Source organism: Chitinophagaceae bacterium (assembly GCA_016713085.1).
In the GTDB taxonomy this organism is placed as follows: Bacteria; Bacteroidota; Bacteroidia; order Chitinophagales; family Chitinophagaceae; genus Lacibacter.
Window position 1 is genome coordinate 1,717,286 of record JADJPV010000001.1, and the last position, 16,717, is coordinate 1,734,002.

A 16,717-nucleotide genomic window follows, 5' to 3' on the forward strand; every position below is an offset into this window, starting at 1 on the left:
GAGTTCACAATTATTGATCAGCCATTTCGTATGCCCAGGAAACTGAGTCTTACATTTTTTATTCTGAATTTTATTTTTATCGGTGCCATTGTTTACTTTATTGTTGAAAGCGCATTCATTAAATCAAATGCATTTCAGGAACAGTTAGAAAAAGAGAAAGCAAAAACAGAATCATTGCTGTTGAATATTCTTCCCAGTGAAATAGCAATAGAATTGAAAAACTCCGGCTGGACTAAAGCAAGAGGTTATGCATCGGCAACGGTTGTTTTTTCTGATATTATCGGGTTCTCTTCTACAGCCCGCTATCTTACTCCCGGTAAGCTGGTGGAAGAATTGGGTTTATACTTTGGAGCATTTGATGATATTATGGAGAAGTACGGGTTAGAAAAAATAAAAACAATCGGTGATGCGTATATGTTTGTTGGTGGCATCCCCACCGAATCAAATACACATGCACATGATGCAGTAAGGGCTGCGCTGGAAATGCAGAAAGAAGTGGAACGAATCAAGAGCAGCGGACAAATTTCTTTTCCATTTACACTCAGGGTGGGCATCCATTCAGGGCCAATTGTTGCAGGTGTGGTTGGAAGGAAAAAATTCGTGTATGATGTATGGGGTGAAACCGTAAATATGGCTGCACGTATGGAACAGAAAGGGGAAGCAGGGCGGGTGAATATTTCTGAATCAACATACTACCTTGTTCAGAATGAGTTTAACTGTACACCCAGGGGAAAAATTTCTGCAAAAAATGTTGGCGATATAGAAATGTATTTTGTGGAAGAGAAGAAACCGGTTAACCCCTTGCTGTAACCATTTTCTCGTTCAGCAAACGTAAACGCTGACAAAGAATTTTAATAAATCCCCTGGCTATTTCAGGTCTTGCTTCCAGCAGTTCATAAAATGGATCCTGGTCAAGTTTAAACAGGAAACAATCTGTATCGCAGGTTGCAGAAGCCGATCTTGTTTCTGAATCAAGTAACGACAATTCACCAAACACTTCTTTTTCTTTCAGTACAGCCAGTGTTGAATTCCCTTTATGAATTTTTACTTCACCTTTGTAGATCACATACATTGAATCGCCAATATCTCCTTCATTAAAAACAGGAGTTCCCTGTTCATATTCCATTTCTTCCAGCAAGGGAGCCAGCTCCGATAAAATCGTTTCAGGTGTTTCATTGAACAGACTGAGCGATTTCAGGATCAATACTTTTTCAAACAATAATAGTTTATCAGTGGATGAGCTCATATTATTTTAGTTTCAGGTTCTGCAACTGCGTAAGCAGCAGTTTCTCTCAGTAAAATATTTTCTGAACGAAGGTATTGATGAATCAGTTCCCTGTCAATTTTTAGTGAACCATGCTTTGTTGTGTGCAGGGAGCAGGCTTTTGTCCAGTGATTAAAAAATGCATTCTCTGTATTCAGTACACGGGTGATCACTTTTTGAATATCAGCAAAAGCAGATTCGGGAATCAGTTTTTTTAATGCAGAACAGCGAAAGGAAAGATCAGCATCTTCAAAAGCTGAATTGAAAGTAGAAGCATATTCTTTTTTAATGGTTACCTCAATCAGTTCAAGTGCATTGGCTGCCAGCTCTTTTTTATTTAAGTACAATGCTTTCTTAATTTTATCTACCTGCTCTTTGTCTGAATAAAACGAAAAGAGGTTAAGCAGTGCTTCACGAATATCAAGCAGCTCAAGCTGAAGTGAATCATACATGAACAGTTTTATTTCATGTGTTGACCGGGAGCGGTTTAACATGAACAAAATTTCTACTGCCCTCAGTAAATGAGCATGTGTAACAGCGTCAATCAGTCTGCTGTTTTGTTCGTCAACATGAAAACCTGATCTGTTCAACGCTTTAATGATTGTATAACTTTCTGCAGGGAATGGATGAAACAGTTCAAGCAGGATTTGATGTGAAGCTCGGTCTCCAATTCTTCCACAGGTAAGAATCAGCCTTTCCTTTTGTTTTTGAGTGATTTTTTGACCGAACAATAACTCTTTTATTGCAGCTAGACTTTTGTTTCCGGCTTTTACAAATGCTTCCGTCACTTCTTTTTCATGCGAAGTGAAGAGTTTAGCCAGGTGCAAAATGGTTTTATTGCCGGAATTTGGGCCAATTGATTGAATCGCTGCTTTCTGTACTTCAATCGTTGAATCATCCAGTAAGTGCTCAAAGTCTTTTTCAAAAACCGGGCCTCCTATTTCAGTAACAGAACGAATGGCTGATATTTTTTGTAAGGGGTCATTTGATAATAACAGCTGTTTTAATAAATCAATTGCCGGCTTTCGCTCCATTTCTGTTTTACCAAATTGCAGAATGCTTATCAGAGCTGCCTGTTGTAACAGTAAATCAGGTGAGGAAAGAAAGGGTAATACAAAAACATTGTCAAAATTAATTGAACAAAGAACCCGCAGTGCTTTTGCCCTCACAACTACATTACTGCTGTTACTGATAAGGTCTGCAACATCACCGGTAATTACTGTCAACTTTTTCTTCTGCACAATATCTAACGCAGCTATGCAAACATTTGTGGAAGGATGTTTCAGTGCGGTAGCTATCAGCTGATCATTGATTTTGCCTTTATCATCATCCAGCACTTTAAGCAGGTATAAAACTTCCAGTTCTGTTCCGGTATGAATTTTCTCTGCAATCCTGTCAAGTGTTTGTTTGTCATTCACGTTAAACTCTTCCCTTGTAAAATACCTGCTGCTGATTGTTTGTATCAGTGTTTTTAAATATTGTTTCTGTATGAGGAATACATAAACTGCCCAGATAACTGAAAGGGTAATGATGATATAACAGAGTATAACCAGTTGATACAAATTCCATTTATAAAGATAATACAGGAGAACCCCGATAAATAAATAGGCAAAAGGATCCATGATGCCTTTTACAATATTATGTGCCCTTAGCCGCTCAGGTGTGGAAAGCGGCTGAAGTATTGTAAGCAATACCGGTGAATTAATGGAAGCTCTTAAGGCATCAACAAGGATTGCTGTTATACCGAATACATACAGGATCAGTTTACTGTCCTGTTTGTATGTGAAGGCAATTAAAACAATTACGTTCAATATAAAAACAGCAATGGGAGTAATGAGTAAAGCGTTTCTGTTTCCTATGCCTGCTACAATTCTGCTGGTGAAACCAAGTTTAAAAACCCAGGCTACAAGCCTTGCTGAACCCATGAATAAAGCAATAAACGCAGCAAAGGAAACATCGGAGGTATATCTGTCTGATTCTTTTATTTCTGCATAAAATGCATATTCAATTAATACAAAACCGGCAAATGCAATCATGGAAAGAATCGCTGTACGCATGATCAGTTTATTTCCGGTAATGTTGCGCAGCATAGCCGCTAGTCCGGCAGTTTGGTGTTGTTTTATTTTATGTGTGTGTGCAGTAATTTTTGAAAGATCAGCCGAATGAAAGATGCTGCGGACAAAAAATAATGAAAACAGCATTCCGAAAAACCCTGCAAGTAACAGGTTTTGTGTACCTATAAAAGGAATTGCCAGTAAAGCAATGGTATAGCCAAGAAACTTTGCAGGAATATCACCTGAGCTGATTACCCCAAATAGTCTTTTGCTTTGTCTTACATCATACAGCTGAGCAGCAAGCCCCCAAAACTCAAGGTTATTGATGAGGTATAATACATTAAACCAGGCAAGCATGATATAATAAAACCAATTCCCGGAAAATACAAATTCACCTAACCAGAAAAACAACATGCTTGTTGCCATGATGAGCGTCATAACTACACTCAGCTTCTGTAAACTCAGTTTGTGTTCAAGTTTGTTGCTTACTATACCGGCAATCCATAAAAGAAAAGCAGAGATGATAAAAACATAAGCCAATTCAGAAATGGGAAATTTTTCGAGGAACTGTGAAATAGCTGCGGTAAAAAACAGGGCAATACCTGCACCCTGAAAAAACTGAAGTGAAAAGAGTTTTTGCACCAATGGCCATTCTCCGGGATGTATATTTAACAGCTTTAAAAATCGTGACGACGGATTCATTTGTTGTTGTTTAGCTAAAGGCGCAGCAGTTCGCTTTTCTTTAATTCTTCATAGTGCAGGCTTTTAACAGGTCCTCTCAATTTTTGCGAAGACTTTGTACAGTATTCATGGGATTCAAAAAAACGGAGTTGTAATTCTTCAAAAGCTTTTTGATTACCTACAATGCCATAAGATATAAATTCTGCCTGTAAAGTCTTGCTGATTTTTTGAAAATCATTTCTGCCCAGATAATCCAGGTCGGCGTCTGCTATAATCTGCTCCAGTAAATTACATGGCTTTTGTGGAATCCTGGTAGCTTCAATCATACCACATATATTTTTAATATGGATTTCAGAAAAACCAAAAAAGGGAAGCTCCCGCTTTACTTTTTTGCAGCTCTCTGTTTCATGACCTTTATAAGTGAGTAAAAAACCAGTGTCATGATAAAGTGCAGAAACCTGTAAAAGGAGCAGGTCTTCTTCACGGGTGATTCTCTCCCGCTTTGCAATTGCAAGGGATTGTTTTACCACATCAATTGTATGATGAACTCCATGGTAGCATAGGTTTTCAGGCAGCAATGTTTGTAATTCTGACAATACTTTATCAGAAATAAGTTGAACCGTTTCAATGGTCATAGCAGAATTTGTGCTTTAATGTACAAACTCAAAATGGTATTCTATAATGATAAAAGAGAAGCAGGGACAAAAAAAAGCCCTTTGTATAAACAAAAGGCAGTCGTAAAAATAAGCATGAGAAAAAGCTGTAGGGGGAGGGATCGAACCTCCACGGAGCAGTTAGTTGTAGCACAAAGTTCAGTGGTCGACCCTGGTCGGCTGATTATTGCTAATCAACCGGCTCTATGCTATATTTATCCTGTTACCTCCACCCCCGAGACAAGAGGGTATGTCTGCCAAGATTTCATCACCCCACAAAGTTTAAAGAACTTAAAAAGCTGTAGAGGGAGGGATCGAACCTCCACGGAGCAGTTAGTTGTAGCACAAAGTTCGGTGGTCGACCCCGGTCGTCACGCCTTACAGCGTAACGGCTCTATGCTATATTTATCCTGTTATCTCCACCCCCGAGACGAGAGGGCATGTCTGCCAAAAATTTCATCACTCCACAGTATGTTGTTCAAAGAACAATTACAGTGTAAAAGTAGGGTGATTACAGTATTCATTGCAAATTTTCGAATGATTATTTTAAAACTTTTGATTATCTTTAATTAATCATACTATTTTTGAATAAATATCAAAACCGTTGTCAAATATGCCAGCTAAATTGAATCTTGACAAATTAGACCTTCAAATCATTTCTGAAATGATGGAAGATGCCCAGATTTCTTATGCCGAATTAGGCAAGAAGCTCTTTGTTTCTGGCGGAACAATCCACGTACGGATAAAAAAACTGCAGGAACATGGAATTGTAAAAGGAACAAAGTTAAATGTTGATCTTAAAACACTGGGGTATGATATTACGGCTTTTGTAGGCGTGTATCTTGAAAAGAGTTCATTGTACGATAATGTTGCCAAGGACCTTCAGAATATCCCGGAAATAATAAGGCTCAATTATACAACCGGCAACTACAGTATGTTTATTGAAGTGGTTTGTAAAGACATTACCCAGCTCCGTTACGTACTGCATGATGCATTACAGAAAATTAAGGGAATTGAGCGGACAGAAACATTTATTTCACTCGATGAAAGTTTTAACCGTAATGTGCAGGTAGTACAAAATGCATCCTGATGTATTTAATGAACCTGCAATTAAAAACTATTGTACATTAGCCGCAACCGCATATAAATTTACGTATGAATTTAGATATTGTTTTTGAGGTAATCAGAAAACGCTGGAAGCAATCATTGATCATCGTTTTCATTGCAACTGTTGCTGCAGGTGCTGTTCTTCTTTTACAAAAACCATACTTCAGAAGCTCAGCTGTTTTTACTGCTGCCAATCCAAACCTGGGCGACCGTTCGAATATTTACCGTACCGAATTCTGGGAACAGTATTTTTATTATGGAGGTGAGTTTGATAATGACCGTTTGATGGCTGTTGCAAAGTCGGAAGAGATGTGCCGGTTTATGGTTGACAGTTTTAAACTGATCAGCCACTATAAAATTAACGCATCAAATGAACGGGCTGCTTATTTAGCAGATTTTGAATACAAAGAAAATGTACGGATTCATAAAAATGAATTCGGGCATGTAAAAATAAATGTGTGGGATACGGATAAGCAGCTTGCTGCAGCTATTGCCAATGCAATCATGAAACGGGTGAATGAAAAGAGTGTGGCTTCAGTGAATAATATGAAAGTGGAGATCCTGCAAAAGCTGCAGAAAGATTTCAACTCTCAGAAAGATTCTTTACAGCAGGTTGAAAAAAATCTGCAGAACAATGCCGAAGCGTTTCTTTCAGCAAGAAAACTCGATTTAATTACCCAGCTGAATGAAAAAGAAAAACTGATTCAGCAATTCAATACAAGTGTAAATAATGTAAGTGCACTTTTTGTAATTGAAGAAGCCCTGCCTGCGTTTAAAAAAGATAAGCCTCAAATTCTTGCAGGGATAATTATGGCAGCAGTTGTTTCTTTTGTGTTTTCAGTTTTATTTCTGCTTCTGCTTGAGTGGAAAGCCAGAAGAAAAGCAAACTGATATGCTGCAACTTTTTTCAAAAGAAGAAATACTCAAATGGTGGATGCCTTCTCTGGCAGCAGTCATGTTTATTGTAATGGGTATTATCCTTGAAGAAAACCTTTTACTTGTTCTTCCCTTTGTTGTATTGGCAGCGGTTGTCTTCAGCTCCGATATCAGGAAACTGTACTTCGCTTTATTGTTCGTTATTCCGTTATCAACCGAGTTTTCTGTTACAGCAACACTGTCAACGGATCTGCCCGATGAACCGATGATGCTGCTGCTCTCCGGGTCATTGATTGTTATTATGGTACTGAAGCCATCTGTATTCCCATCGCAGATAAAAAAGAGCAACCTCTTTTTGCTGGTATTGCTGCAGCTTACATGGATGACAGTAACCATGTTGTTTTCATACGAAACATTCTTAAGTGTAAAATATATACTGGCAAAAACATGGTTCATAACAGCCTTTGTAATTGGGGGGATGATTTTTTTGAAAACAAAGGAAGATTTTATTCTTGCATCAAAGGCGCTGATTTTTTCAATGCTGATTCCTGTCGTTATCAGCTTAACCAGGCATGCATTCAAAGGATTTACGTTTGAATCAATCAATGAAACCTTAACTCCTTTTTTCAGGAATCATGTAAACTATTCTGCTTTGATTGTTTGCCTGCTGCCGGTTCTTTTTATGTGGCGGCATTATTCAACCGGTCGTTCAAAAAAATGGGTTACAGCCTGTATCTTACTGTTCTTTGCCGCCTTAGTTTTTGCTTATTCAAGAGGAGCGTGGTTATGCTTAATCACTGGTACAGTAACATGGCTGGCAATAAAAAAACGATTTCTGTTATCATTAATTTTTACAGGCATACTGATTGCTGCCACTTCTTTATTCTGGCTGATACAGAATGAAAACTATTTAAAATTTGCTCCTGATTTTAATACAACAACACAACATACAAATATTGGCGAACACCTTGAAGCAACATATACGCTAAAGGATATGTCAACGATGGAGCGCTTTTACCGTTGGATTGCCGGGTTAAAGATGGTGAATGAAGAACTGCTGAAAGGCTACGGACCAAATACATTCAGCCTGCATTATAAAGAATATACGGTTGATGCATTTAAAACATGGGTAAGCAGTAATGAAGAAAAATCATCAGTACACAATTATTTTCTGCTGGTGAGTATTGAACAGGGAATACCAGGTCTTTTGCTATTGCTTGTTCTGCTGATCAGTATGTTCAGTATTGCTATTAAAGGTTATCATACATTAAAAGAACCCTTTGACCGCTCTTTAGCCATGTTGTGTGGAGTAATTTTGAGTATGATTGTAACACTCAACCTGCTCAGCGATTTAATTGAAACAGATAAAATCGGCAGCATCTTTTTTATCGTTCTTGGAATATTGATTCATTTGCAGGTAAAAATGAAAGAAGAAAAAATTACAGCAGTTCATTTACAATGATCCTCCTTCCACAAACCGTGAAGTAACAAACATTTCTTTGGCATCCGTATTTCCCAGCAGGCAATCGATCATCTGTTCAAATGCAAGCTTGCCGAGTTTGTATCCACTTGTTTCTATGAAAGTAATTTCAGGATAGTATATTTTAGGAAAGTAACCATCACTTAATGAAATAATACCGGTTTCATTTGGCCAGGGTACATTCATTCTCTGCAGGCATTTCATTACACCGGTTAAAATTTCATCACTCATACAGAATATCGCATCCGGTTTTTGTTTCAGTTAAAAATGCTCTTCGGTATTTATTCTGTGACCTTACTTTTTTTGCGCATATTCAATAGTAAGCCTGATCTTTTAATGCCTTTCTATATTACTCCTGAAGACTTTCAACAACTTAGGATGTTTGCAGTACAAGAATTACAAAAACATACGCTAAATTCACTAAAGTTTAACAGCTGATGATTGCGATCGACCAAAGTAGAACCTTATGTATTAATTGACTGCAAATTAATATATATAATCTGTGTTGTCCATTCTGCATCCTCGGCATAAACCTTAACCATCAACAATTTAAAACCTGCTGAATATGATCTTGAAGAAACTTGCAAGAGGTATTCTCGTGATGCTCAGTTTGTTTTTGTTAGAAAATGCTCATCTGGCAGAAAGCGAATCAGTAACAGTTAAAGTAACCGAATCAAAAGGCGAGCCCGTTCCATCAGCAACCGCAAAGGGCAAAAAAATTTCAACGACTACGGCACCCGAAGGATCTTTCCGTATCAGTGAGCCAACGGGAGCTTCCATCCTTGTTTGTTCATCTGTTGATTTTGGTTCACAGAAACTAAGTATTTCCAGTAAAGACGGTGTTTCTGTTTTGTCAGTTTCTTTCTTTTATTATTTAAATATTTATTATTTCTCATGAAGAATGTATTGTTCATTGCTGTTATCAGCATGCTGCTGATTGCCTGTAAACCCAAAGGTGATTATAAAGCATTTACCACCGACCCCATTCTTTACAGTAAAACCGTAAAGAAGCTCAACAATATTGTACTGGAGAATAATTTTCCTCCTATGATTGGTGCACGCAATTATGTATATGCAAATATTGCAGCATTTGAATGTGTGGCTGCAGGTGATCCAACGTATCAATCATTAAGCGGGCAAATCAAACACATGCCTGCCATGCCGAAGCCGGATACATCAAAGCAAATTGATTTTTCTCTTGCTGCATTGCTTTCATTCACCAAAGTGGGTAATGCCGTTACATTTCCGGAAGGAAGCTTAATGGATTATTACAACGAATTAAAGCATAAAGCTGATTCATCAGGAATGCCCGAAGATGTACTTAAAAATACAATTGCTTTTTCTGATACGATTGTTGCAACTGTAATGAAATGGAGTAAAGGTGACAATTATGCCGCAACACGTGGTGCAGAAAAATACACAGTGAAAGATGAAGATGGCAGGTGGGTTCCAACACCCCCGATGTATGCAACGGCTATTGAACCGCATTGGGCCGAAATCAGGCCAATGGTATTGGACAGTTCTTCTATGTTTGCTATTCCACGCCCGCCAAAGTTTGATGTAAAAAATAAAAGCAGTGTTTTTTACAAAGCAATGATGGAAGTAAAAAATACCGGGGACAGTTTAACAGACGAACAAAAACATATTGCTGACTTCTGGGATGATAATCCGTTTATGATGCACGTAAGCGGACATGTAATGTTTGCTACCAAGAAGTTTTCACCTCCCGGACACTGGTTAAACATAGTTGGTATTGCAGCAAAAACAGCTAAAGCAGATTTCAACACCACCGTAGCGGCTTATACATTAACTTCAATTGCATTCTTTGATGCATTTATCAGGGGCTGGCAGGAAAATATACAAGCAACTATATCCGTCCTGAAACAGCAATTAGTAAATATGTCGACCAGGAATGGCGTCCTTATATTCAAACACCTCCATTCCCGTCTTATGTAAGTGGTCATGCAACCAATTCATCTGCGGCTGCAGAAGCAATGACGTATTGGTTCGGCGACAAATTATCATTTACAGATACTTCCTTACTGGAATTTGGTATTAAGAACCGGGAGATTCATTCTTTCCGTGCAGCAGCTGCAGAAGCAGCCATGTCAAGATTGTATGGAGGAATACACTACCGCTTTGATAATGATGAAGGATTAAAAGCAGGAAAGCAGATTGGCGAATTAATTGTTCAGCGTTTGAAATTAAAAAAATAAAGAGATGAGCGTAACGCCCGGATTCAGGTAAAGTAATCCGGGTGTTACAACAGAAATGAAACGGGGCAATGACGCATACCAGAAACAACAATCAAACCCAAAAAATGAAACAATTCAAATCAACTAAAATAGCTATGCTGCTGTTTTTTTTATCAGTAAGCTGGCGATCATCTGCACAAACAGACATAGACGCTATTATGATGGAGAAGAATGCTTTTTGTGCCGGTGGCATGTACACTTACAATCCCTGGAAAAATTACCGGGAAGGAACATTAAAACGAACCAATGAAAATATTGGTAGGATTACTACCCAGGTGATTTAAGTGATGGGTAATTACGATGTTGGCAAAAAACTCAACCTCCTTTTTAATATTCCTTATGTAACTACACAAACAAGTGCAGGTACATTACATGGCATGCATGGAGTTCAGGACCTGAGCGATTGTGAAGCAGGGTTAATCTGCGGAAATAAAGTGGGTATATATGCAATTCAGCGTGCACAGACTAATGGTTCACAATAGAAATATGCAGATAAGTTTTTCATATATTATCAGTAGATGTTAAACGACCCCCCCTGTTTCTATCGGGGAGCTATTTTTTAAACAGTCAATCAACACATGAAAAAAATATTCTGGATCGGAAGTTTTGGTTTGATCTTATTTGAAATAGCCAATGTGTATTTCATTATGCCCATGCCCGGCAGTCAGCAAATGAACAGTATTGATCTTGCTTATTCTCTGTTCAGTTACCGGTGGTTCCTGCGCATATTTTTTTCGGTTTTGATTTTAACTGGTCTTGTAAAATCTTCCTGGAAAAGAAAGTGGGTTCCATTTATTCAGCTTGCATTGATTGCTGCTGTTATTTATATGACCAATTTTAAAATGGCAGCTGATGCTATGTTTCAACAGCCAAAGCAATTGATCATGGCGAAGACATCTGAGAATAAAGTTGACAGCAACCGTCTGGTGATTGGCGTAACGCTGAATGAACAGTCAAAAGCATATACCATTCAGTATATAGGTTATCATCATCATGTGCAGGATACGCTTGCAGGCAAACCGATCCTCGTAACTTACTGTACTGTATGCAGAACGGGCCGGGTATATGAACCAATCATTAACGGAAAACATGAAACCTTCCGTTTGGTGGGGATGGATCATTTCAATGCGATGATTGAAGATGCAACAACAAAAAGCTGGTGGAGGCAGGCAACAGGGGAAGCTATTACAGGTAAGCTGAAAGGAACAACCCTGCCCGAACTGATGAGCACACAAACTTCATTGGCAAAATGGATAGAGCTTTATCCGCAAACATTGATCATGCAGGCCGATCCATCATTCGTAAAACAATATGATACTAGTTTCAGATTCGAAAGCGGAAAAAGTAAAAGCAAACTCACGGGAACGGACAGTCTTTCCTGGAAGAAAAAATCATGGGTTATTGGAATACAACCAGGCAAAGAAACAAAAGTATACGACTGGAATAAATTTAAAGAGTCACGTATTATTCATGATACACTCAATCATTTACCGGTGTTAGTAATACTGTCAAAGGATCAAATTAGTTTTTTTGCTTTTGAGCTGCCGGCTGATGATGCAATATTTACCATCAGTAACGATACCATATTGCTGAATGGGAAAAAGTATCAGATCAATGGGAAGGGAATTGATACGAATTTCAATTTAAAACCAATACAGGCATATCAGGAGTTCTGGCACAGCTGGAAAAGCTTTCACACACAAAGCAGGCAGTAGTACATTTAAAAACTGCCTAAGATCTTACGTCCAGCACATCCCGCAGTCCATTGCCAAGTAAGTTGAACGCAAGTACCAGTAGCATAATGGCAATACCGGGTGCGATGGCAAGCATGGGGTTATTGGTGATGATGAAGTTGTAGTTTTCTTTGATCATTAATCCCCAGCTTGGTTGCGGAGGCTGTACGCCCACACCGAGAAAACTTAAACCGGCTTCAATGACAATGGCACTGGCGAAATTGCTGGCCGCAATTACAATCACCGGCCCCATTACATTGGGTAAAATATGTTTGAAGATGGTTCTTGCATGGGAGAAGCCCATCGCCTTGGTTGCTTCGATATAATTCAGTTCACGAAGGCTGAGTACCTGTCCACGGATCAATCTTGCCACATTCACCCACAGTGTTAAACCAACAGCAAGGAATATCTGCCAGAAGCCTTTGCCCAATGCAAGAGTGATAGCAAAGACAAGTAGCAAAGTAGGAATGCTCCACACCACATTAATGAGCCAGAGAATGGCTTCGTCTACCCAGCCACGGAAGTAGCCGGCAACAGCTCCAAGAAAAATACCAACGGTAAGAGAAATGAGTACAGCAATCAATCCAACACTTAAACTGACACGTACACCAACAATCAGGCGGCTTAAAATATCTCTGCCGAATTTATCGGTACCCAGCCAGAAAGTTTTGGTTGTAATAAGCTCACTTACTTTTTTCCCATTTAAAGAAAATCTCATTGGTTCAGTTACAGCATCATCCACAAATTTTTCAATTGCAAGACTGTCTCCGTTTTGTTTGTAAGAAGTAATGGGGATGTAGTGATACCGGTCTTCTTTCCCAAAGAAGAATTCACTGATGACAGAACTGTTTGTTTGCTTTTCCTGTTCGATTTTAATGAACTGCTGTTTATATCCCGGCTTCTTTGCTGCAATTTCCACAATGATCCTGTTTGCATCAGGAGTAGAATCAGGTGCAATAACATATGCCAGCAATGCCATGAGAAGGGAGAGTACAATAATCACCAAACCAAACACAGCGCCTTTATTACGGCGCAGTTTTTTCCAGAAAATTTTAGTGAAAGAGTATTCCTGTTTTGACATTGATGCCCTAGCCCCTAAAGGGGAGTAATTACGATTATAAAAAAATGAAGCTAACTAAATAAATTAAAAAAAGAAATCAAATTGATGGATTATAGTGATTTCAAATTTACTCAGACTGTTTATGGTTTCCCCTTTAGGAGGCGGAGGAGGATCCTACTTCACCTTTCTTCCTTTCCACTCATAGCTTCCAAACTTTCCCAGCCATCCTGCAATAACTGTATACAAAATATGAAAAGGCTGAGCCAGTGGAAACCAAACCAATAGTTTTTCTTTCTGAAAGAAAGACGCAACAGGTGTCAGGAACAACAGTTCAACAATTGTTTTGAACAGCATACTTCCTGCCAGTAAAATCCATAATGTGCTGTTGAAAAATCCAGCAATAAAAAGTACAAGTAAAAATACATTCAATAAATACACCAGCAGCAATACCCAGAAGATTCGTTTGTCTTCATACTTGTCGGCCTTACTTGCCCAGCGTATCCGTTGCCGGAAAAACTCACCCATAGTTTCAACAGGTGAGGTAAGTACAATGCTGTCTTCGGCTTTACAGTAGTGCACTTGTGTTGGAAATTGTTTATACAGTTTATACATCAGCAGCATATCATCGCCACTGGCAATATGATCCACATCTTTAAAACCATTCACTTTATAAAAGGCGTCTTTGCTGTAACAGAGATTAGCGCCATTACACATGCTGTGAAAACCGGCAGCAACTGATGCTCCCGTAATTCCCTGCAGACTTAAAAAGTCCAGCGACTGAAATAATTTAATGAAAGAGCTTTCTTCTTTCATGGCCACAGGTGCCGCAATAAAAACAATAGGCTGTTGTTCAATAATAAAAGCAAAGTTGAGTAGCCAGTTAGCAGGAACAATACAATCAGCATCTGTTGTAACAATGTATTTCCCTTTGGAATGCTCAACACCAATTTCAATCGCTTTCTTTTTATACGAGTTGATCTTTTCTTTTACCACATCTTTCAATTGTATAACTTTTACTCCTGCAAATTGCTGTGCAGTTGCGACTGTTGCATCATCACTGAAATCATCCATCACAATTACTTCATACAGGTGTTTGGGATAATTCAGTTGCTGAATAGATTGTAAACAGTCAGCAATATTTTTTTCTTCATTACGTGCCGGTATAAGAATGCTGAAACTGGTTGCCGGCTGAAAACTGGCTGAAGGTTTTGTAAGTACAAGTTTCTTCCACCAGCTTTTATACAGTAAAAGCAAAATGGTATAAGGAATCAATAAAAAAATGCTGATCAGCAACCAGAGCATGGGTGCAAAATAATCATTCATCGTTCAGCAGCGAAATAATGAAGGCGGCATGTTTTTCCGTCAGTAACCGGTGACCGCTTTGCAACTCATGCACATGAATCCATTCTTTCGATTCTTTCTGAAAGCGGTATCCATTCTTTGCTGGAATAACACGGTCATATGATCCAAATACAAGGTGAAGGGGAATTCTGTGTTCGGCAATATTTCTTTTTATCTGCTGCAGATTGGGTCTGAACTTCCGCATGGTTGTCCAGATGCGGTAAAGATCATCTCTCACTTTCTTTTCATCAATGTAACGGTGCACATACTTGGCTACACCGCTGTTTACCCATTTTCTGCGGTTCATCTGGTCAATAAAAAAGCCAAACCAGTGGGGATGCTGCATGGTGTATTTAAACAAACCATTGCCGAGCCATGTTTGGGTTGCCAGCCAGTACCAGCCATTAACGTTTAATCCATCCGGAGCCAGTAATACAGCTTTTTCTATTTTCTGCGGAATGCATTCCAGCAAACTCAAGCCAACCCTTCCTCCCATGCTGAAACATAAAAGATGAATGCTGCGGTGGTTAAAATCAGGGATCATCTGTTCAAGCAAACCAATGAATTCTTTTACAGGGAAAGTGAGCTTGTTCTTCCATTTTGTTTCTCCATGCCAGGGAAGATCAATAGCATAGATGGTGTAAACATCACTGATATATTTTTCAAGAAAGGAAAACGTTTCAGCTTCTTCACCAAATCCATGCAAACAGAGCAAAATCTTATTGCCTTTGCCACCTGTGAGGTAAGAAAACGAAGACTGATTATATGAAATGTATTGACGTTCCAAGTAAGTATTCGCTAAATTAAAATTAAAAGTGCGAACAGATTCTTATTTAATGATTCCTGAAATTAGATTTGCACTCATTTATGGCCCGTAGCAAAAGAAAAATATCTAAGACTCTTCCCTGGATCATTATTATTCTTGTTTTTTCAACAGGAGGTTTTTTGGTTGGCCGTAACTGGTGGCTTGAAAAACAGGCTGGTTTGATCCGTTACAGGGAGTTTGGCATTCCCATTCCTTCCAATTACAGTTTGCATGGAATTGATGTAAGCCGTTATCAGCAGATTATCAATTGGGATGCGGTAAAAGCCATGAATGTGCAGGAAACGAAAATTCATTTTGCTTTTATTAAGGCAACGGAAGGGAATGACAATACTGACTTCTATTTTAAACGTAACTGGCGTAAAGCAAAAGATGCTGAAATGATTCGGGGAGCCTATCATTTTTTTATAGCGTCAAAGGATGGTACCATGCAGGCAAGAAATTTTATCAATAAAGTAAAACTGCAAAGCGGTGATCTGCCACCGGTACTTGATGTTGAACAGACGAATGGCGTGAGTAAAGCCATTTTACAGCAACGGGTAAAGGCATTTTTATATGCCGCTGAACTGGCCTATGGTGTAAAGCCTGTTATTTATACCAATGCCGATTTTTACAAAGCTTATTTAAGTGAAGAGTTTGATGACTATCCGTTGTGGGTGGCGCATTACCTGCGGCCTTCTGAACCACGCATCAGCAGGGACTGGCATTTTTGGCAGCATAGTGAAAGAGGCAGGGTGAATGGTATTTCCGGTAAGGTTGATTTCAATGTATTTAACGGCGACAGCACTGATTTTGCAAAGCTTCTGATGAAATAACTATTTTTGTAATTATTAAAATTAAAACACATGAAGAAATTGTTTGTAATCGCAACCTGTATTTTCCTGGTAAACATTGTTGGTGCTCAAAATAAAACGGCTAACAGTATTGACTATAAAACAGCAGTTGGTATAAAATTGTGGAGTGGTGCAGGTATAACATTGAAAACATTCATCAGTGAAAAAAATGCATTGGAGTTTATCGGTTACTTTGACCGCTATGGTACACGCATTACAGGTTTGTATGAAATACATGGCAATCTTACTACCGAGGGAGGGTTAAAATGGTATATTGGTGCAGGCGCACATGTGGGTTTATACAGGGAGTAACAGCAGTAGGTATTGATGGCGCAGTTGGTTTGGATTATAAATTCAGTAACCTGCCGGTGAACATTGCACTTGACTGGCAGCCCAGTCTTGAATTTGGGAGTGGCGATAGAAATGGGTTTCATGGTAACTGGGGCGGACTTGCTGTACGTTATACATTGTAAAAAATAATTCTGCAGAAAAGCTGTTGTACAATTTGTACAGCAGCTTTTTTATTTGCTTAATTTGTACACCTAAACGAATGTAGT

17 protein-coding genes and 1 pseudogene are annotated in these 16,717 nt (G+C 38.8%); 11 read left to right on the forward strand and 7 right to left on the reverse strand.

The window, feature by feature from the left end:
* Positions 1-30 precede the first annotated feature (30 nt).
* Positions 31-810 (forward strand): adenylate/guanylate cyclase domain-containing protein, encoded by a 780-nt coding sequence (locus IPK31_08335; GenBank protein MBK8087939.1) that lies wholly within the window; start codon positions 31-33, stop codon positions 808-810.
* Here the strand turns inward: IPK31_08335 and IPK31_08340 are convergent.
* From IPK31_08340 to IPK31_08350, 3 genes are read right to left on the reverse strand one after another with little or no spacing between them, the layout of a single operon-like run.
* Positions 794-1,246, reverse strand: a complete 453-nt coding sequence (locus IPK31_08340) for a cyclic nucleotide-binding domain-containing protein (GenBank protein ID MBK8087940.1) — start codon at positions 1,244-1,246, stop codon at positions 794-796. The genes IPK31_08335 and IPK31_08340 overlap by 17 nt on opposite strands.
* Positions 1,243-4,020, reverse strand: a complete 2,778-nt coding sequence (locus IPK31_08345; GenBank protein ID MBK8087941.1) for a hypothetical protein — start codon at positions 4,018-4,020, stop codon at positions 1,243-1,245. Before IPK31_08345 ends, IPK31_08340 begins: the two co-directional genes overlap by 4 nt.
* A gap of 14 nt (positions 4,021-4,034) precedes the next feature.
* Positions 4,035-4,634, reverse strand: coding sequence for an HD domain-containing protein (locus tag IPK31_08350; GenBank protein ID MBK8087942.1), 600 nt, complete (start codon positions 4,632-4,634; stop codon positions 4,035-4,037).
* Positions 4,635-5,265: 631 nt separating this feature from the next.
* Here IPK31_08350 and IPK31_08355 point away from each other — a divergent pair.
* The 3 genes from IPK31_08355 to IPK31_08365 all read left to right on the forward strand — a co-directional run bounded on the left by IPK31_08355 (position 5,266) and on the right by IPK31_08365 (position 8,097).
* Positions 5,266-5,742 (forward strand): Lrp/AsnC ligand binding domain-containing protein, encoded by a 477-nt coding sequence (locus IPK31_08355; protein MBK8087943.1) that lies wholly within the window; start codon positions 5,266-5,268, stop codon positions 5,740-5,742.
* A gap of 65 nt (positions 5,743-5,807) precedes the next feature.
* Positions 5,808-6,650 (forward strand): hypothetical protein, encoded by an 843-nt coding sequence (locus IPK31_08360; GenBank protein MBK8087944.1) that lies wholly within the window; start codon positions 5,808-5,810, stop codon positions 6,648-6,650.
* A gap of 1 nt (position 6,651) precedes the next feature.
* The gene (locus tag IPK31_08365; protein MBK8087945.1) at positions 6,652-8,097 is read left to right on the forward strand and encodes an O-antigen ligase family protein; all 1,446 of its coding nucleotides are present in this window, start codon (positions 6,652-6,654) and stop codon (positions 8,095-8,097) included.
* Here IPK31_08365 and IPK31_08370 read toward each other — a convergent pair.
* Positions 8,089-8,346 carry a substrate-binding domain-containing protein gene (locus tag IPK31_08370; GenBank protein MBK8087946.1) on the reverse strand — a complete coding sequence of 86 codons (258 nt, stop codon included), beginning with the start codon at positions 8,344-8,346 and terminating at the stop codon, positions 8,089-8,091. The genes IPK31_08365 and IPK31_08370 overlap by 9 nt on opposite strands.
* Before the next feature lie 334 nt (positions 8,347-8,680).
* Between IPK31_08370 and IPK31_08375 the strand changes: the two genes are divergently transcribed.
* The 5 genes and pseudogenes from IPK31_08375 to IPK31_08395 all read left to right on the forward strand — a co-directional run bounded on the left by IPK31_08375 (position 8,681) and on the right by IPK31_08395 (position 12,085).
* Entirely contained in the window at positions 8,681-9,013 is a 333-nt protein-coding gene (locus tag IPK31_08375) for a hypothetical protein (GenBank protein ID MBK8087947.1), read from the forward strand.
* Positions 9,010-10,331: pseudogene (locus IPK31_08380) on the forward strand (vanadium-dependent haloperoxidase). The gene IPK31_08375 and the pseudogene IPK31_08380 overlap by 4 nt, the downstream one beginning before the upstream one ends.
* 104 nt (positions 10,332-10,435) lie before the next feature.
* Positions 10,436-10,654 carry a hypothetical protein gene (locus IPK31_08385; protein ID MBK8087948.1) on the forward strand — a complete coding sequence of 73 codons (219 nt, stop codon included), beginning with the start codon at positions 10,436-10,438 and terminating at the stop codon, positions 10,652-10,654.
* A 3-nt stretch (positions 10,655-10,657) separates the two neighbouring features.
* Positions 10,658-10,852: a hypothetical protein gene (locus tag IPK31_08390; GenBank protein MBK8087949.1), complete on the forward strand. Its 195-nt coding sequence runs from the start codon at positions 10,658-10,660 to the stop codon at positions 10,850-10,852.
* 96 nt (positions 10,853-10,948) lie between these two features.
* A complete protein-coding gene (locus IPK31_08395) occupies positions 10,949-12,085 on the forward strand; it encodes a DUF3179 domain-containing protein (GenBank protein MBK8087950.1) in 1,137 nt (378 codons plus the stop codon).
* Positions 12,086-12,101: 16 nt separating this feature from the next.
* On the opposite strand, the gene IPK31_08400 is transcribed toward IPK31_08395, so the two are convergent.
* From IPK31_08400 to IPK31_08410, 3 genes are all read right to left on the reverse strand, one after another.
* Entirely contained in the window at positions 12,102-13,184 is a 1,083-nt protein-coding gene (locus IPK31_08400) for an ABC transporter permease (protein MBK8087951.1), read from the reverse strand.
* Positions 13,185-13,337: 153 nt separating this feature from the next.
* On the reverse strand, positions 13,338-14,486 hold the full coding sequence (locus IPK31_08405) for a glycosyltransferase (protein MBK8087952.1): 1,149 nt from the start codon (positions 14,484-14,486) through the stop codon (positions 13,338-13,340).
* The gene (locus tag IPK31_08410; protein MBK8087953.1) at positions 14,479-15,291 is read right to left on the reverse strand and encodes an alpha/beta hydrolase; all 813 of its coding nucleotides are present in this window, start codon (positions 15,289-15,291) and stop codon (positions 14,479-14,481) included. Before IPK31_08410 ends, IPK31_08405 begins: the two co-directional genes overlap by 8 nt.
* An 80-nt stretch (positions 15,292-15,371) precedes the next feature.
* On the opposite strand from IPK31_08410, the gene IPK31_08415 reads away from it, so the two are divergent.
* The gene (locus tag IPK31_08415; protein MBK8087954.1) at positions 15,372-16,142 is read left to right on the forward strand and encodes a glycoside hydrolase family 25 protein; all 771 of its coding nucleotides are present in this window, start codon (positions 15,372-15,374) and stop codon (positions 16,140-16,142) included.
* A gap of 30 nt (positions 16,143-16,172) precedes the next feature.
* Positions 16,173-16,472 carry a hypothetical protein gene (locus tag IPK31_08420; protein MBK8087955.1) on the forward strand — a complete coding sequence of 100 codons (300 nt, stop codon included), beginning with the start codon at positions 16,173-16,175 and terminating at the stop codon, positions 16,470-16,472.
* Positions 16,473-16,717: the final 245 nt, after the last annotated feature.

Excerpts from the sequence above, each read along its gene's own strand:
- IPK31_08335 (MBK8087939.1), top strand. The coding sequence starts at position 31 with ATGCCCAGGAAACTGAGTCTTACATTTTTTATTCTGAATTTTATTTTT.
- IPK31_08340 (MBK8087940.1), bottom strand. The coding sequence starts at position 1,246 with ATGAGCTCATCCACTGATAAACTATTATTGTTTGAAAAAGTATTGATC.
- IPK31_08345 (MBK8087941.1), bottom strand. The coding sequence starts at position 4,020 with ATGAATCCGTCGTCACGATTTTTAAAGCTGTTAAATATACATCCCGGA.
- IPK31_08350 (MBK8087942.1), bottom strand. The coding sequence starts at position 4,634 with ATGACCATTGAAACGGTTCAACTTATTTCTGATAAAGTATTGTCAGAA.
- IPK31_08355 (MBK8087943.1), top strand. The coding sequence starts at position 5,266 with ATGCCAGCTAAATTGAATCTTGACAAATTAGACCTTCAAATCATTTCT.
- IPK31_08360 (MBK8087944.1), top strand. The coding sequence starts at position 5,808 with ATGAATTTAGATATTGTTTTTGAGGTAATCAGAAAACGCTGGAAGCAA.
- IPK31_08365 (MBK8087945.1), top strand. The coding sequence starts at position 6,652 with ATGCTGCAACTTTTTTCAAAAGAAGAAATACTCAAATGGTGGATGCCT.
- IPK31_08370 (MBK8087946.1), bottom strand. The coding sequence starts at position 8,346 with ATGAGTGATGAAATTTTAACCGGTGTAATGAAATGCCTGCAGAGAATG.
- IPK31_08375 (MBK8087947.1), top strand. The coding sequence starts at position 8,681 with ATGATCTTGAAGAAACTTGCAAGAGGTATTCTCGTGATGCTCAGTTTG.
- IPK31_08385 (MBK8087948.1), top strand. The coding sequence starts at position 10,436 with ATGAAACAATTCAAATCAACTAAAATAGCTATGCTGCTGTTTTTTTTA.
- IPK31_08390 (MBK8087949.1), top strand. The coding sequence starts at position 10,658 with ATGGGTAATTACGATGTTGGCAAAAAACTCAACCTCCTTTTTAATATT.
- IPK31_08395 (MBK8087950.1), top strand. The coding sequence starts at position 10,949 with ATGAAAAAAATATTCTGGATCGGAAGTTTTGGTTTGATCTTATTTGAA.
- IPK31_08400 (MBK8087951.1), bottom strand. The coding sequence starts at position 13,184 with ATGTCAAAACAGGAATACTCTTTCACTAAAATTTTCTGGAAAAAACTG.
- IPK31_08405 (MBK8087952.1), bottom strand. The coding sequence starts at position 14,486 with ATGAATGATTATTTTGCACCCATGCTCTGGTTGCTGATCAGCATTTTT.
- IPK31_08415 (MBK8087954.1), top strand. The coding sequence starts at position 15,372 with ATGGCCCGTAGCAAAAGAAAAATATCTAAGACTCTTCCCTGGATCATT.
- IPK31_08420 (MBK8087955.1), top strand. The coding sequence starts at position 16,173 with ATGAAGAAATTGTTTGTAATCGCAACCTGTATTTTCCTGGTAAACATT.